This is a genomic window from Flavihumibacter fluminis, assembly GCF_021491375.1.
GTDB lineage: Bacteria > Bacteroidota > Bacteroidia > Chitinophagales > Chitinophagaceae > Flavihumibacter > Flavihumibacter fluminis.
The window spans coordinates 1,245,902-1,262,821 of the sequence record NZ_JAKEVY010000001.1; the positions used below are offsets into that span (position 1 = coordinate 1,245,902).

Sequence of the window (16,920 nt, forward strand, 5' to 3'; positions counted from 1 at the left end):
AATGGCAAGCAATACCCCCATGTACTCGATCCCGGAACGTTTCCGACGGATTGAAAACCTGCACATCGTATTCTGGTTGCTTAAAGACATGAGCTGGGCCTTGCTCTGGAAACCAATCGGGATGTTCATGATTGTACCCACCTTAACCGTTGCTGTCCTGATAACCTACCAAACCAGGAAAATAAAATCGGAATTATTTCACAACCTGGCGGTCCTGTTCTGGATCATCGCCAACTGTTCCTGGATGGTGTTAGAGTTCTATGAAACACCAGATCACTATCGATATTACACAGCCATTCCTTTTGGAATTGGTATGTTTTTTATTGCCTGGTTTTACCTGGTAGAGTTGCGTAAAAACTGAACCTCCATTCCATTTTTCAGGTATCCGTTTCCGTTATATAACAGGTTCTGTCCAAATAACACCTTGTTGTTCTTACTGCGATAAGCAGCTAGCGTTTTAAGCGGATCCTTTCCCTGTTCAGCAGTATCCTGATTGATAGTAGTAAGTACACAACGCGCACAGGGTTTTACCGCTTCAAATTGTATCTCACCAATATTGAACTCCCTGATGCTGTCCTCTTCATAGGGCTCCCAGCCCTCTATCACAATATTCGGCCTGAACCGGTTCATGGGAACCGGTTCTGTGAGTCTTGAATTTAAATCATCCAGGGAAGCCTGGCCAATCAGCAGCAAAGGATAAGCATCCGAAAAGCTGGTGATTTCTTTATTGCGTGCATAATCGGGGTCCACCTCACGGCGACTGTAATCCGGCATAAAAACCAGGCGGCAATTCATTCCCAGTTGTTGTGAAAACCAGTTATCAAATTCGGAACCAACCAGGGTTGCAGGCATTGTATCATCCCAAACAGTTACTGTAGTTTCCACACCCTGCTGCTCAAATGGAATACGGATGCTTACAGCAGGATTTTTTTTATGATAAACCTGTAGTCCATCTTGCTCTAAGGCAACCTGAAGCAGTGCCATAACGGGATGTTCACGTTGGGTGAGGAATCGGCCTGCTGAATCAATCAGCATCCAGCGCCGGTCGTATTGAAAACCCCGGTCTGTCAATAAAGCCGACTCTACTTCTATTCCTCCCAGTGATTTAATTGGATAAATGAATAAACCGCTAATTTTTGCCATGTGGTAAAAATACAAAAGCCCGCTTACCTTTGAAGGAATACCATTAACATGAAAGCCTCTATCACTATCGAATACTGCCCCAAGTGCCATTGGTTACTAAGAGCTGCTTACATGGCACAGGAATTATTGACCACATTCGAAGCCGAACTAGCCGAGGTAACGCTCAGACCCAGCGAAATCGCTGGTCGCTATACCCTATTCATCAACAAGGAACCCGTTTATGACCGCAAGCGGGATGGCGGTTTTAAAGAGATTAAGGAGATAAAACAATTGGTGCGCGATCACATTGCCCCGGGCAAATCGCTGGGACATTCAGATCGGAAAGACTAACCTTTCTCAGGCGGCAGCCAGTCGGCTAACCAACACTTTATAGGGATCCTGGCGGAGCAGTTTTGCCATCGCTTCATAAAGATCCGGCAGATCATGCCGCAGCCGCACACTGTTCTCAAAAAACACTTCCACACTCACCGCCCAGAATTCATGATAATTGGTTGCTGCATATTCCCCAAGGATGGTTTTACGTCCGCGTTGCATATCCTGAAAAATCGGGCGCGCAACTTTTGAGAAATTGTGAAACTCCTTTTTGAAGTGGCGGTCTTCATCCGTTTTGGTGATGAAATTGACATAGGCCAATGCATGTGCCATTTCATGTAAACCTACATTGCTGCTGTCATGTGCACTCCGGATTCCTTCCAGGAAATTATGCCAGGATAAATAAATACCGGAACTGTCTACATGCCCCATAAAAGGGAGTGAATAATGACCGTAATGATAGTCGTGTTGCAACACATAGATATCCCGAAAATAATTGAGCGAGAAATTTTCAAGTCCCAATGTCAATTGAGCTGCTGTTGCACTGATCAATATGGGCATTTCCTCTTTGCGGTCCACACCAACGTAATGGAATTTTTTAGACCGGAAAAATAGATAGGCCCTGAACAACCATTTTTGCTGGGTTGCTTCATCCACTTTGTTAAAGTAGCGAATGTTCGAAGAAATAAGCTTTCTAAACTGTGGTTCATGCAGTTCAAAGCCCTTGCGTCGGCGGTAGAGTAAAAAATATTGCCAGCGATTGTTCAGCAGATCAAACAAAAACACAGTACTGAACACCAGCAAACAAATGAACACGATTTCCATAAGGGTCAACTTTACGGGTAAGAAAATCGAAATTGTCTTGCTGGTTCAACACAGAAATGGATACGATGGCCTTTCGGAGAGGAGACTGGTACGGATTAAAAATCTCGACGGTTCGAGTAAGGGTAATAATTGAACACAATTTAAACCTAGATTTTGAAGTTTAAAAGCATTTGGCCTTTAAAATCCTGTAAAAATCAGGTTTTCGACGAATGGACAGCCTTAAACCACTTTTACGGCAGTTAATTCCAAGGGGTCCTGATTCAGTAACTGACAAAGTGCGCCGTATAAGGCAGGTTCACAGGTTTTCAACAAAAGGGGCTTTTCAAAAAACGTCTCGACGGAAACTGCCCAGAATTCGTGAAAATTGGTGGCGGCATAGCGGTCAAGGACGGAATCTTCTCCATTCCTCATACGTGTAAGTATCGGATAGGCCGCTTTCGCGTATTCTTTGAATTTGGTGCGGAAACTTTTCTCCATGGTAGTTCTGCCCATCATTGCGCCATAGGTAAGCGCATGTGCCATTTCATGTAATCCTACGTTGTGGCCATCATCATATTCCTGGTATCCGTGAAAAAAATGATCCCAGCTTAGGTATATTCCCTGCAGACTTACATGGCCCTGGAAAGCCTGTTTGTGCCAGTGAACCTGGTAGGCAGATCCGGAAACATAGATTTTTTCAAAAAAATCCAGGCGAAAATCCGTCAGTCCGAATGTCAGTTGCACCGCTGCGGCGCTGATCAGGAGCGGAATCATGGGATCCGGCTCCAGGTCAATATATTTAAACTCTTTATACCGCATGAAATCCATCACTCTTCGAAGGAAGCGGGCCTGGTTGTCTAAACTGAGCGACCGGTAATAGATATTGTGGGTTCGAAGCCAGTCGTGGTGCTGGGCCCACTCGGGCAACAGGGATCCGGAGCCTTCCGGCGCAGGATGATTGCTGTCGCGGTCGAGTCGCCGGTAATCATAGCGAATTCGCTCCCAGCTCCAGATCAGAAAAACCAGGAGGCTGCTTCCGCCCAATATGGTAATTACGGTAATCATGTTACATTTGCACCTCAGCAACAAACCGAAAATATAAATTCTATATGTATAGATCGCATACTTGTGGGGAATTAAATGCAAATGCCATAGGAAAAGAAGTGACACTGGCAGGATGGGTACAAACGGTTCGTAAATTCGGCAGCATCACCTTCGTGGATTTGCGCGACAGATATGGGATCACACAATTGTTATTCGGAGAAACACTAACCCCGCAGCTGGATAACCAACCATTAGGAAGAGAGTATGTACTGCAGGTAACTGGAAAAGTGATTGAACGAACCAGCAAAAATAAAAACCTGGCAACCGGTGATATTGAAATTGATGTAACCAGTTTCACCATTCTGAATAAAGCAGCTACACCTCCCTTTACCATCCAGGATGATACAGATGGCGGAGATGATCTTCGCATGAAATACCGTTATCTCGATTTACGTCGGAATGCGGTAAAACGCAACCTTGAATTGCGGTATGCAGTGAATCGCTCCGCACGTAATTATCTCCATGAGAACAACTTCATGGATATTGAAACGCCATTTCTGATTAAGAGCACACCGGAAGGCGCCCGTGATTTTGTGGTGCCCTCCCGTATGAACCCCGGACAATTTTATGCGCTGCCACAGAGCCCGCAAACCTTCAAGCAGTTGCTGATGGTAAGCGGATACGATCGTTATTACCAGGTAGTTAAATGTTTTCGCGATGAGGACCTGCGGGCCGACCGTCAGCCGGAATTCACACAGATTGACTGCGAAATGAGCTTTGTAGAGCAGGAAGATATCCTGCAAATGTTTGAGGGATTGATTAAGCGCATATTCAAGGACGTTAGAAACATCGATTATACGGAAACTGTTCAGCGCATGACCTGGAACGATGCCATGCTGAAATATGGTAACGACAAACCGGATATCCGTTTTGGCATGGAGCTGGCAAACCTGAAAACTGTTTTTGAGGCACAGACAGGAGATGCAGCTGCACTGGAAATATTTGAGGCAAGTGGATTTAAAGTATTTAATGAGGCGGAAACGGTGCTGGCAATTGCCGTACCAGGTGCTGCTGACTATACCCGCAAACAGGTAGACGAGCTAACGGAATGGGTTAAACGTCCACAGATCGGCATGAACGGACTGGTTTATATCCGTTGTGGTGCTGATGGCAGTTTTAAGAGCTCTGTAGATAAGTTCTTTAATGAAGAACAACTCAAAACGATCGCGGGTATTGCTGCTGCACAACCGGGCGACCTGGTACTAATACTGGCAGGCCGTGAAGAAAGAACCCGCAAGGCAATAAGTGAATTGAGGCTTGAGCTGGGTGAGCGTCTGGGGTTGCGACGTAAGGATGAGTTCAAATTATTGTGGGTATTGGATTTCCCGCTGTTTGAATATTCGGAGGAAGAAAATCGCTGGGTGGCAAGACACCATCCCTTTACTTCGCCCAAGCCGGATCATATCTCCGTTATGATTGAAAATGATCCGGAAATCAGGGATGCCGCCAACTACTTACAACATCCGTATGCGAATATCAAGGCCAATGCCTATGATATGGTGCTGAACGGAAATGAAATCGGTGGTGGTTCTATCCGGATTTTCCAGCGTGAGCTTCAGGAGAAAATGTTTGCAGCCCTGGGCATGAGTAAGGAAGAAGCACTGCATAAGTTTGGCTTCCTGCTGGGCGCCTTTGAATACGGCGCACCGCCGCATGGGGGTATCGCTTTTGGATTCGATCGTCTTTGCGCCATCCTGGGTGGATCCGAAAGCATCCGTGATTTCATCGCTTTCCCGAAAAACAATTCCGGCCGTGATGTGATGCTGGATGCTCCGGCAGCTATCGACGACAAACAACTTACCGAGTTAAGTATCAAATTAAATGCCTGATTTTTTTCGCGCACGACAATCATGAAAAAGCTCATCTTTTACAGAATATTGACCTATTTGCTGCTTGCGATCGCCGGAGTCATCTCCTTCTTTATTTTTGGCGGATTGTTGGCAGCATTGGCCAATCCCGTTATGCTCTTCTTTGTTTTCCTGTTGGTGTGCGTAGTGATTTACAGCTATTGCAGTTTCCGCTTCCTAAGCCGCGGGATAGATGCCCATATGTATTGCAAACCCGCCCTGCGCGATCTGATCCGCGTAAACGGAATTGGCACCCTGGTGCTGGGAGGTATGATCTTCATCAACGCACTGGTATTGAAAATGAAACCGGAAATGTTGAATATGGTCATAGAACAGGCGGTATCCATGCAAAAGGAAGAAGTAGAAGGAATGGAAGAAATGATGTACTCCGCCATGAAGAGCATGCTCAATTTCCTGCTGGTTTATGGTCTGGTACTCCTGATTCATGTTTCAATGACGTTCCGGCTCCTAAAACAGCATGCAGATGCTTTTGACACCCCTGCCGGCCAGAAGTAAGCCGGAGTTCCAAATACCATACTGAATCGTTATATTTGAAATACAGGTTGCTTGCTCCATACGTGGGGCAGCAACCTTTTTTTATCTATAACCAAAACTATGCTCGAACAATCTGTTTTCAGCAACTACTGTATGGTGCCCATGAGTTGGGATGAAATGTGTGATGGATCCCAGGTACGGCCGCCTTATCAACAGGTATTTGAAACCTTAAATCAACTCAGTGCCGGCAGCCTGAACGACAAAGATCGCCTCGCGAGTGAGTTGTTCATGAGCCAGGGGATCACCTTTACCGTGTACAGCGACAATGAAGGCATTGAACGCATTTTCCCATTTGACATCATTCCCCGCATCATTCCCGGAAACGAATGGGATCAGATTGAAGCAGGCATCACCCAGCGCCTGAAAGCCTTGAATCTTTTTCTGAGAGATATCTACACTGATCAGCAGATTTTGAAAGACGGCATCATCCCTGCCGAACTGATTGCTTCCTGTCCACATTATACCAGGGAAGTGTTCGGCATTCGTGTGCCGCATGATATTTTTGTACATATTGCCGGTATTGATCTGATCAGAGGTCAGGATGGCTCTTATTATGTTTTGGAGGATAACCTGCGGACTCCTTCCGGCGTATCCTACATGCTGGAAAACCGGGAAGTTACCAAACGCATTTTCCCCGAAATGCTCACTTCCAACAAAGTGCGAATGGTAAACAATTACCCGCTGGAACTTTATAACGTCCTGGTATCACTTGCCCCAAGGCAGATCGCGCATCCTACGGTGGTTTTACTTACTCCCGGTGTTTTTAACTCCGCTTATTATGAACACACATTTTTAGCCAGGTCGATGGGCATCCCGCTGGTGGAAGGCCGTGATCTGGTAGTAGACAACCACAAAGTATACATGAAAACCACACTGGGACTCCAACAGGTGGATGTGATCTATCGCCGGATTGATGATGAGTACATGGATCCGCTTGTTTTTCGTCACGATAGCGCATTGGGCATTCCAGGCATTCTTGGAGCTTATCGAAAGGGAAATATTGCCCTGGTAAATGCAATTGGCAATGGCGTGGCTGACGACAAGGCAGTGTATGCCTATGTACCCGCCATGATCCGTTACTACCTGAATGAAGAGCCGATCCTGTCCAATGTTCCTACCTACCAGCTGGCCGACCCTGATGCCAGAAAATTTACATTTGACCATATCCGTGAAATGGTAATCAAACGTACCAATCAGTCGGGCGGTTATGGCATGCTCATGGGCAATTCAGCCACCGATGAAGAAATTCACAGCATGATACAATCCGTTGAAGAAGACCCGCGCAACTTTATTGCTCAACCGATTATTCGTCTCTCCACCGTCCCTTGTTTTATCAACAACCGATTTGAGCCTCGACACGTAGATCTGCGACCCTTTGCGTTATTCGGTCCGGGCGGCGTCAAAATTGTACCCGGTGGCCTGACCCGCGTTGCCTTACGGGAAGGCTCACTCGTAGTTAATTCCTCACAGGGCGGAGGCAGTAAAGACACCTGGATCATCAACTAAACAACCTTAGAAACATCTATGTTAAGCAGATTAGCAGACTCCTTATACTGGCTCAACCGTTATCTCGAAAGAAGCGATGCCATCTTACGTATCCTGCATGTGAACTATACCTTATGGCTTGATAAAGGTGATCATGCTGTTCATTTCTGGCCACAACTGACCAATATGTTCAGTACAGCAGCTGAAGCAAAAAAAGAATTCTTCGATCAGCATCCACTGCAATTGGTACAACACCTGATCTATGATACTTCCAACGGAAATTCCATCCGAGCGATGGTAATACGGGCAAGGGAAAATGCAAGAGGCGCACAGGACCATATAACGAAAGAAGTTTGGGAACAGGTGAACCAGTTTTACCACCTGATCAACAATCCCCTGTTACAACAAAAACTGATGCGAAACGATGCGCTGAATGTATTGGCTGAACTAGGCACCCAAATGACACTCTACACCGGTATTACTGACAGCACAATGCCCCGGAATATGGGATGGAATTTTATGACCCTGGGGAAATTCATGGAAAGAGCAGTTATCAGTATAGAACTGGCAGACCGCTTTTTTGCTGAGGTTGATTATTCGCTTGAACAATCAAGAGATGTCCTGTTCTGGCGAACCTTGCTGCTCTCCTTGTCGGGATATGAATTATACCTGAAAACCTACCGTAGTCCTTACCATAACCAGCATGTAGCTTCGCAGGTATTGTTCAGTAAACAGTTCACCCGTTCAGCCAGTTATTGTTTCGACCGCATTGGCTTTTACCTGGATAAAGTAATAAAAGACAATTACAGTGAAGAAGCAGGTAGCCTTTACCGTGAGTTTGGCAGACTGCATAGTAAAATTGAATACGCCGATTTATCGGTATTAAAGGAAAAAGGATTACAACAATATATGCAGGAAATAAAACGCGACCTGTTTGATTTCAACCAGCGTTTCAGTCAGCTCTTCTTTTCATACGCTTAACTTAGCTCATGCCAACATTTAAGATACATCATATCACCAGTTACGAATACGATCGCCCAGTTACCGAAAGCCATAACGAAATCCGGATCTTCCCTTATGCCTGCGAAGAGCAGGAAATACTGGAGCATGACCTGCAGATTACCGGAAATCCCTCTATGTTGAACTACACCGATTACTGGGGCAACCGCATCGGGCAATTCAATCTTAACCAGGCACATTCGGAACTGGTCATAGAGAGTAAACTGGTGGTTCGTACCAAGGTTCCGGTGGACCGTACCTTGGTGTACAATACGGGCTTCGAACAGTTGCAACAGGAGATCAGTCAATCCTTGCATTTATTGGAATTAACCAAACCGGAATTGATACAGCGCCAGGAAGCCATACAGGAAATCGTTCGCCAAATTTACCAGCCCTGGAAATCCGTTGCCGCTACCGTTCAGGACTGCAGCCAGTTTATATATCAATATTTTCAATACATCAAAGGCATCACGGATATCGAAACAACAGTAGATCAGATCATCGAACATCGCTCGGGCGTTTGCCAGGATTTTGCCCATGTCATGTTGCAGGTCCTGCGAACCCTGAAGATCCCGAGCCGATATGTAAGCGGCTATATCTGTCCGAATAAAAACGGCTTACGCGGTGAAGGTGCCACACATGCCTGGGTGGAAAGCTGGATACCAAATTATGGCTGGAGTGGGATTGACCCCACCAACAATATCTGGGTCAGTAATACCCATGTAAAACTGGCAGTAGGCCGAAATTTCTCCGACTGTTCACCCGTAAAAGGAACTTTTAAAGGTCCGGCTCATCAAAACCTGTATGTATATGTTTCGGTTGGTTATGAAGATGGTCATCGCTTTGAAGAACGGAACCAGGTAAATACGCCCCCCGGCAATGGCAACCAGGATTTCCGGCCAACAGTAGATCAGGCCGGCAGACACCAGCAATAGAATGGTATAATCCGGCTATTCCAGTACATTTGTCCACTAAGATTTGTACCATGCCGGTTCCATTAGCAGAGCGATTACGCCCCCACAAGCTGGATGAATTAATCGGGCAGGAACACCTCACGGGAAAGGGCAGTATCCTGCGGAATGCCATTGAACAGGGAAAGGTTCCGTCCATGATATTATGGGGACCACCCGGTGTGGGCAAGACAACTATTGCCAATATCATTGCACATACACTGGATTGTCCATTTTATACCTTAAGTGCGATTTCATCCGGCGTAAAAGAAGTGCGTGAAGTAATCGAGCTGGCTAAATCACAGGATCGCGCCATTTTATTTATCGACGAAATTCATCGCTTCAATAAATCGCAGCAGGATGCACTGTTGGGTGCAGTCGAGAAAGGCACCATTACCCTGATTGGCGCCACTACTGAAAATCCTTCTTTTGAAGTGAATAGTGCCTTACTAAGCAGGAGCCAGGTATATGTACTGAAAGCCTTGACTGAAAAGGCTATGATTCAGTTGCTTCAGGACGCACTGAAACGGGATGAATGGTTACAGCAAAAACAGATTCAGTTAAAGGAAACAGCCGCCCTGATCCGGATTTCGGGTGGAGATGCCCGTAAGTTACTGAATCTACTGGAGCTTGTGGTACAAGCGGCGGGTGATGCGAGCCCGGTAATAATCACCGATGAATGGGTGATGCAGGTAGCTCAACAGAAAATCGCGCTCTACGATAAACAGGGAGAGCAGCATTATGATATTATTTCCGCGTTTATAAAATCTATTCGCGGCAGCGACCCTAACGGTGCTGTATACTGGCTGGCGAGAATGCTTGCAGGAGGAGAAGATATCAAATTCATTGCCAGGCGGATGGTAATACTGGCTTCTGAGGACATTGGTAATGCCAATCCGAATGCGTTGTTGTTAGCCAATGCCTGTTTCGATGCCGTTCACAAGATTGGCAACCCGGAAGCCAGGATTATTTTATCACAATGCGCGGTTTACCTGGCGGGATCAGCTAAAAGCAATGCGAGTTACCTGGCAATAGATGAGGCCATCGCACTGGTGCAACAGCATGGTGATTTGCCGGTTCCCTTGCATTTGCGCAATGCTCCCACCAAACTGATGAAGAACCAGGGATATGGGAAGGGTTACCAGTATTCGCATGATTATGAATTGAATTTTTCGCCACAGGAATACCTGCCGGATGCGCTAAGCGGTCGCCCTATTTACAAACCCGGCAGGAATGCGAGAGAAGAGGAAATCCGTAAGTTCCTTAAACAAAGATGGAAGGATAAATACAACTATTAATAACTTTCCGGTTATGAAAAAAGCTCTGATATTGTTAGCCTTAACGGCTGCAGGTTATGCAACTGTTGCGCAAACTATTGTAAGTCGCGACCCCCTGATTGAGAAAATGGTTTCACAGGTTTCTGCTGATTCATTACAAGCCTATATAGATCAGTTAGTGAAGTTTGGCACCCGCCATACCATGAGCTCTACTACAGACCCCAAACGGGGAATTGGGGCGGCCCGCAACTGGGTGGTTCAGAAATTCAACCAGTTTGCAGTTAAAACAAACGGAAGAATGACCGCCTATGTAGACACCACTACCCTTCAGCCAGATGGTCGCCGTATTAATCAGCAGGTTAACCTGGGCAATGCTATGGCCGTATTAAAAGGTACCGATCCGAATGATAAGCGTATATTTTTAATCAGTGGTCATCTCGACAGCCGGGTTACAGACGTTATGAATGCAAAAGCGGATGCGCCTGGTGCCAATGATGATGCCAGTGGTGTAGCAGCAGTAATTGAATCTGCCAGAATTTTAAGTCAAACAGCGTATCCTGCGACCATCATTTTTGTTGCAGTAAGCGGGGAAGAGCAGGGTTTATTGGGTGCAGGTTTTCTCGCCGAAAAAGCCAAAAAAGAAAACTGGCAGATTGAAGCCGTTTTAAATAATGATATCATGGGCAGCAATAACAGCAATGAAACCAATATCATTGATAATACCCGGCTGCGTGTGTTCAGTGAAGGACTTCCTGCCTACGAGCTTGATAAAAAAGCAGGATCCATTCGTGGTATGGGCCTGGAGAATGATGGCCCCTCCCGGCAGTTGGCACGATATGTAAAAGAAGTTGGAGAACGTTATGTGGATCATCTTGAAATCAAACTTATCTATCGCAACGATCGTTTCCTGAGAGGCGGTGATCATACTCCCTTTGTGCAAAGAGGATTTGCTGCAGTCCGGATTACAGAAATGAACGAAAATTTTCTACACCAGCACCAGGATGTAAGAATAGAAAAAGGTGTGCAGTATGGCGATCTGCGTGAATTCATGGATTTCGAATACCTGAGAAAAAATACAGCTGTAAACCTCGCCTGCCTGGCGAATCTCGCGGGTGCACCGGGTGTTCCGGCAGAAGTGAAGATTGATGTAAAAAATCTTACCAACTCCAGCTATCTGTACTGGAAAGCTCCTGTAACAGGGAAAACCAAAGGCTATTATATATTAATGAGAGAAACCAGTGAAGCTCATTGGCAGAAAAAAATATTTACAACAGAAACATCGATCCGTCTACCTTATTCCAAGGATAATTATTTTTTTGCGGTTCAATCGGTAAGTGAAAACGGACAGGAAAGTTTACCGGTAGTTCCAACCGTTGGGAGATAAAACAGCAACATGAAGATTCAATGGCAACTCAAATCCTTTGAGGAGTTAACCCCGCATCAGTTGTATCAATTATTAAGACTTCGAAGTGAAGTATTTGTAGTAGAACAGCAGTGCATCTTTCTCGATATGGATAATAAAGACCAGCACTGCTTTCATTTATTGGGCTGGAAAGGGGAATTACTGGCAGCCTCTACCCGATTGGTGCCACCGGGAATTTCCTATCCCGAAATGTCTATCGGCAGGGTAGTAAGTTCTCCTCAGGTTCGGGGAACAGGGATTGGACGGGAACTGATGGAAGTATCTGTCAAAGCCTGTTACGAACTTTGGGGTAACGCTCCCATTCGCATTGGAGCACAATGTTATCTGGAAAAATTTTATCAATCATTAGGCTTTGAGCCGGAAGGAGAAATCTACCTGGAAGATGGGATTCCTCACATAGAAATGGTAAAAATGCCATCGTAATATCGGAGCGTAGTTTTACGAAGGTTAAAAAAAAGATTACGAAGCTTATACGAGAGCCGACCAAACCTCGTTAATAGTAGTAATCCAAGTAACCGTTCGAAAACAAAATCTGATATTCATGAAACAGCATTTACCCCTATTCCTGCGTAAATGTGCCTTATCTCTTGTTGCTCTTGTAACTACGCAGGCAAGTTTTGCACAACTCGGAATCTTCAACGAGTTCGAGGCAGGCATAACAATTGGACCCTCCAACTTCCTGGGCGACCTGGGAGGAAACAGCGGAAAAGGAACTACTTTTCTAAAAGACAATAACTTTTCACAAACCCGTTTTTTTGTTGGTGCACATATAACTGCGTACCAGTCTCCATTACTTGGACTGAGACTGGCCGCAAACTATGGTACCATTGCAGGAGACGATGCCGCAATTAAAGGACAGGGGGGCTGGGAAGAAGCCCGCCGTTTTCGCAATACTGATTTTCGTTCAAGGGTTTTGGAAGGTATGTTGGTAGCAGAAGTTTATCCAACTGTATTATTCGAATGGGATCCGGAAGACCTGTATCGAAAATTTCGCCCCTATGGCGTAATCGGTGTGGGTGTGTTTAATTATAACCCCCAGGGTACAGACCCCCTTACCGGTGAATATGTAAACCTGAAACCACTGAGCACAGAAGGGCAGGGATTTGCCGAGCATCCTGATCGTAAGCCTTACAAATTAACCCAGCTCAATATCCCGATGGGATTAGGTGTAAAGTATTTCCTGAGTGATAAAACAAGTCTCTCTTTGGAAGTACTTCACCGTAAAACATTTACCGACTATATTGACGACGTAAGTACCAATTACATTGATCCGGATTTGTTTGACCAGTATTTTGGAGTAGGTACTCAAAAGGCACAGCTTGCCCGGAGAATGGCCAATAAAACAGACCAGACAAATGGAGCATCGGCAGGTTATGGCCCAGGTGATAAAAGAGGTACGCCTACACAGAATGACGCCTATTATTCATTCAATTTCAAACTCAGTTTCAAACTGGCAAGAGCTACGAACTCGGATCGACAAATGAGGTGCCCGACATTGCTGCGTTATTAATCAACGATGTAATCAATAATCCGTTCCCATGAAATGCAGGATCCTGAAACGGCAACTGTGGATGATCATGGCGAGTTGTATGGGAAGCATAGTTGCGATGGCTGGAAACAGTCATCAACCGACAGACAGAGACAGTATTATTATTCAAAAACTAAACAACAATCACCGGCATTCAGTTAACATCTACACTAACACTTCTCAAAAGGTATTATTCTTCAGTGCACAGGGCGACGACCAAAGCACTTACAAGTTGCTCCTCTTCAAACAGAAAGGAGTACTGGTAAAGCAGAGTAAGATCAAGAACCGCGAGACAACGGTAGTCAGCAAACCGGAAAAGGGACGCTACTATTATGAAGTATTCAGTGATGATGTCCTGATTGAAAGCGGAACCATTGTAGTACAATAACATGTATCCATAAGCTTACCGATAAGAAGGCAGGGAAATTGATAAAATCCAATAATCCGGTTTTAGAACCTGATCCGTTCCCTATTGTTTGTACCCTTTATATGCAACGATTTTATTAAGACTACCTGCCTCCCCTTATCGGAAAAAAAGTGAGATGTGAGATGTGAGACGTGAGAAGGGATATATCTTTCGTTTTACATCTCACTTCTCACTTTTCACTTCTCACATCTCACGTCTCACTTCTTCTTCATCTCCTCCTTCAAAAACCTGGCAGTATGGCTTTCTTTCACTTTTATGAGCTCTTCGGGGGTGCCTTCGAATAAAACCTGGCCACCACCATCGCCGCCTTCGGGACCAATATCGATGATATGATCAGCAACCTTGATTACATCCAGATTATGTTCAATAACCAGAACCGTATTACCACGATCCACTAATTTATTGAGAACATCCAGCAGGTGCTGAATATCCTGAAAATGCAGACCGGTAGTGGGTTCATCCAGTATGTAAAAGGTTTTGCCTGTATCTTTCTTTGATAATTCAGTTGCGAGCTTGACACGTTGTGCTTCTCCCCCACTAAGTGTAACTGCACTTTGCCCGAGTGTGATATAACCAAGTCCCACTTCCTGCAACACTTTAATCTTCCGGTACAGATAAGGTACTGCCTGAAAAAACTCCACTGCTTCATCCACCGTCATATCCAACACATCACTGATGGATTTACCCTTGTATCGGATCTCCAACGTTTCCCGATTGTATCGTCTGCCATTGCATTTTTCGCAATGCACATACACATCCGGAAGGAAGTTCATTTCAATCACCCGCATGCCTCCACCCTCACACATATCACAACGACCACCTTTTACATTGAAGGAGAACCGTCCCGCTGCATAGCCCCTGATTTTAGCCTCTGGTACAGCGGCAAAAAGCTGCCTGATTTCGGTAAAGAAACCGCAGTAGGTAGCAGGATTGCTACGCGGTGTGCGGCCAATCGGCGACTGATCGATCTCAATCACCTTATCAATATGTTCAAGTCCTTTTATGGATTTATATTCCAGGGGTTTCTGTTTGGACTCATAACAATACTGTGATAAAATCGGATAGAGTGTATCATTGATCAGTGTACTCTTACCACTTCCGCTCACACCTGTCACCAGGATCAATTTTCCCAACGGAAACTTCACTGAAACATTCTTCAGGTTATTCCCTTTGGCACCTTTGAGATCAAGACTGGCACCACTTCCCTTTCTGCGCGCCTCCGGCACATCAATATTTTTTTTACCGCTTAGGTATTGCGCTGTTTCAGAATTGGAATCCAGCACTTCTTTAGGTGTTCCCTGGGCAACAATTTCGCCACCGAATTTACCAGCACGCGGACCAATATCAACCAGGTAATCCGCTGCCATCATAATGTCTTTATCGTGCTCTACTACCAATACACTATTGCCAATATTGCGCAGGTTCTGCAATGCTGTAATCAGCCGGTGATTATCCCGTTGATGTAAGCCAATACTTGGTTCATCCAGTACATAGGTGATGCCCTGCAACTGAGAACCAATTTGCGTGGCTAACCGGATTCGCTGGGATTCACCCCCACTAAGGGTTTTCGTAGCACGGTTCAGTGTTAGATAAGAAAGCCCTACATCCAGCAGAAATTGAAGTCGCTCACGGATTTCTTTCAGAATATCTTTTGCGATCACCCGCTGTTTGGGTGTAAGTCGTTGTTCAAGACCATTGAACCAGATAAGCAGTTTATCCAGGTTATACTGACTGATCTCTGCGATATTTTTCCCATCCACTTTAAACCAGAGACTTTCTTTTCTCAAACGGGCACCAGCACACGAAGAACAGGTGGTGAGGTCCATAAAACCTTCTGCCCACTCCCGAATGCCATCGGAACTGGCGGAAGCAAACCAGCGCTTCAGTTGTGGAATAACACCTTCAAATTCTTCAGCGTATACCCGATCGGCGGCACTGAGCTCATCAAAATCGAAATCAGCTTCTTCTCCCGGTTTTTCAGTAGCATAAAGTACCATATTGAGCTGAGCATCCGGTAAATCTCGAACCGGTTTTTTCAAATCAATTTTATGTTTTTTTGCCAGTTGCTGTACCTGTTTGTAAACATAGGCTTCCCGCTCTTCACCCAGAGGCGCAATGGCTCCTTCTTTGATGCTTTTGCTCCAATCGGGGATGATCTTCTCCATACTCACCTGGTAAACCGTACCAAGGCCTTTACAGGTTGGACAAGCACCATAGGGAGAGTTAAAGGAGAAACTATTGGGAGAGGGTTCTTCATAGGAGATGCCGGTGTCTTCACACATCAGCTGGCGACTGTATTGAACTACCTGGTTACTGTCGTTTAACAAGAGAAAGAGCAACCCCTTTCCTACCTGCATGGATTTCTGCACACTCTGACTAAGGCGCAGTTTCATATCGGGTGTAACAGCCAGTCGATCCACCACTACTTCAATATCGTGAATCTTATAGCGATCCACCTGCATCTTCGGCACCAGGTCTTTCACTTCCCCGTCTACCCGCACTTTGAGGTATCCTTTCTTGCGGATATCTTCAAAAAGTTCGCGATAATGCCCTTTCCGGCCTCGAACCAGTGGTGCCAGCAGTGAAATTTTTTGCTTGGCGTATTTACTGAAAATATTGTCAACGATCTCCTCTTCGGAAAACTTGGTCATCTGTTTTCCGGTATTGTAGCTATACGCATCGGAAGCACGTGCATATAGCAGGCGCAGGAAATCGTACACTTCGGTGATGGTACCCACAGTGGAACGAGGGTTCTTGTTGGTCGTTTTCTGTTCGATCGAGATAACCGGAGAGAGACCGGTAATGCGATCGACATCCGGACGTTCCATATCACCCACAAACTGGCGGGCGTAGGCAGAGAAACTTTCCATGTAACGGCGTTGCCCTTCATTATAGATAGTATCAAACGCGAGGGAAGATTTTCCGCTACCACTGACACCGGTAAAAACCACGAGCTGGTTTTTCGGCAATTGTATATCGATATTTTTCAGATTATGTTCTCTTGCGCCGGTAACTTCGATCATTTCCAACACTTCTGTAGCGCCCACCTTCTTTTTTTTCATAATG

At 45.5% G+C, this 16,920-nt stretch carries 16 protein-coding genes; 12 read left to right on the plus strand and 4 right to left on the minus strand.

From position 1 onward, the window contains the following. Window position 1 precedes the first annotated feature (1 nt). The gene (locus L0U88_RS05565) at window positions 2-361 is read left to right on the plus strand and encodes a hypothetical protein (protein ID WP_234864614.1); all 360 of its coding nucleotides are present in this window, start codon (window positions 2-4) and stop codon (window positions 359-361) included. Here the strand turns inward: L0U88_RS05565 and L0U88_RS05570 are convergent. Further along, window positions 334-1,143: an MOSC domain-containing protein gene (locus tag L0U88_RS05570; RefSeq protein ID WP_234864615.1), complete on the minus strand. Its 810-nt coding sequence runs from the start codon at window positions 1,141-1,143 to the stop codon at window positions 334-336. The genes L0U88_RS05565 and L0U88_RS05570 overlap by 28 nt on opposite strands. Window positions 1,144-1,191: 48 nt before the next feature. On the opposite strand from L0U88_RS05570, the gene L0U88_RS05575 reads away from it, so the two are divergent. Then, window positions 1,192-1,473, plus strand: a complete 282-nt coding sequence (locus L0U88_RS05575; protein WP_234864616.1) for an Rdx family protein — start codon at window positions 1,192-1,194, stop codon at window positions 1,471-1,473. A 6-nt stretch (window positions 1,474-1,479) separates the two neighbouring features. On the opposite strand, the gene L0U88_RS05580 is transcribed toward L0U88_RS05575, so the two are convergent. Together L0U88_RS05580 and L0U88_RS05585 are read right to left on the minus strand one after the other, a co-directional pair. Then, entirely contained in the window at window positions 1,480-2,280 is an 801-nt protein-coding gene (locus tag L0U88_RS05580) for a zinc-dependent peptidase (RefSeq protein WP_234864617.1), read from the minus strand. Between the two features lie 219 nt (window positions 2,281-2,499). Continuing rightward, entirely contained in the window at window positions 2,500-3,324 is an 825-nt protein-coding gene (locus L0U88_RS05585) for a zinc-dependent peptidase (protein WP_234864618.1), read from the minus strand. A gap of 44 nt (window positions 3,325-3,368) precedes the next feature. Here L0U88_RS05585 and aspS point away from each other — a divergent pair, with 44 nt between their 5' ends. The 10 genes from aspS to L0U88_RS05635 all read left to right on the plus strand — a co-directional run bounded on the left by aspS (window position 3,369) and on the right by L0U88_RS05635 (window position 13,815). Further along, entirely contained in the window at window positions 3,369-5,192 is a 1,824-nt protein-coding gene (gene aspS, locus L0U88_RS05590) for an aspartate--tRNA ligase (RefSeq protein ID WP_234864619.1), read from the plus strand. A 21-nt stretch (window positions 5,193-5,213) separates the two neighbouring features. Continuing rightward, window positions 5,214-5,726 (plus strand): hypothetical protein, encoded by a 513-nt coding sequence (locus tag L0U88_RS05595; RefSeq protein WP_234864620.1) that lies wholly within the window; start codon window positions 5,214-5,216, stop codon window positions 5,724-5,726. A gap of 99 nt (window positions 5,727-5,825) precedes the next feature. Then, on the plus strand, window positions 5,826-7,271 hold the full coding sequence (locus L0U88_RS05600; RefSeq protein WP_234864621.1) for a circularly permuted type 2 ATP-grasp protein: 1,446 nt from the start codon (window positions 5,826-5,828) through the stop codon (window positions 7,269-7,271). An 18-nt stretch (window positions 7,272-7,289) separates the two neighbouring features. Beyond that, window positions 7,290-8,231, plus strand: coding sequence for an alpha-E domain-containing protein (locus L0U88_RS05605; RefSeq protein WP_234864622.1), 942 nt, complete (start codon window positions 7,290-7,292; stop codon window positions 8,229-8,231). A gap of 8 nt (window positions 8,232-8,239) precedes the next feature. Then, the gene (locus L0U88_RS05610) at window positions 8,240-9,184 is read left to right on the plus strand and encodes a transglutaminase family protein (RefSeq protein WP_234864623.1); all 945 of its coding nucleotides are present in this window, start codon (window positions 8,240-8,242) and stop codon (window positions 9,182-9,184) included. Between the two features lie 50 nt (window positions 9,185-9,234). Further along, window positions 9,235-10,497 carry a replication-associated recombination protein A gene (locus tag L0U88_RS05615; RefSeq protein ID WP_234864624.1) on the plus strand — a complete coding sequence of 421 codons (1,263 nt, stop codon included), beginning with the start codon at window positions 9,235-9,237 and terminating at the stop codon, window positions 10,495-10,497. 13 nt (window positions 10,498-10,510) lie between these two features. Then, entirely contained in the window at window positions 10,511-11,860 is a 1,350-nt protein-coding gene (locus tag L0U88_RS05620; protein WP_234864625.1) for a M28 family metallopeptidase, read from the plus strand. Window positions 11,861-11,869: 9 nt separating this feature from the next. After that, entirely contained in the window at window positions 11,870-12,322 is a 453-nt protein-coding gene (locus L0U88_RS05625) for a GNAT family N-acetyltransferase (RefSeq protein WP_234864626.1), read from the plus strand. Between the two features lie 118 nt (window positions 12,323-12,440). Further along, window positions 12,441-13,409, plus strand: a complete 969-nt coding sequence (locus tag L0U88_RS05630) for a DUF6089 family protein (RefSeq protein ID WP_234864627.1) — start codon at window positions 12,441-12,443, stop codon at window positions 13,407-13,409. A 28-nt stretch (window positions 13,410-13,437) separates the two neighbouring features. Beyond that, entirely contained in the window at window positions 13,438-13,815 is a 378-nt protein-coding gene (locus L0U88_RS05635; protein ID WP_234864628.1) for a hypothetical protein, read from the plus strand. 236 nt (window positions 13,816-14,051) lie between these two features. Here the strand turns inward: L0U88_RS05635 and uvrA are convergent, their stop codons facing one another. Beyond that, entirely contained in the window at window positions 14,052-16,916 is a 2,865-nt protein-coding gene (uvrA, locus tag L0U88_RS05640) for an excinuclease ABC subunit UvrA (protein ID WP_234864629.1), read from the minus strand. Window positions 16,917-16,920 lie beyond the last annotated feature (4 nt).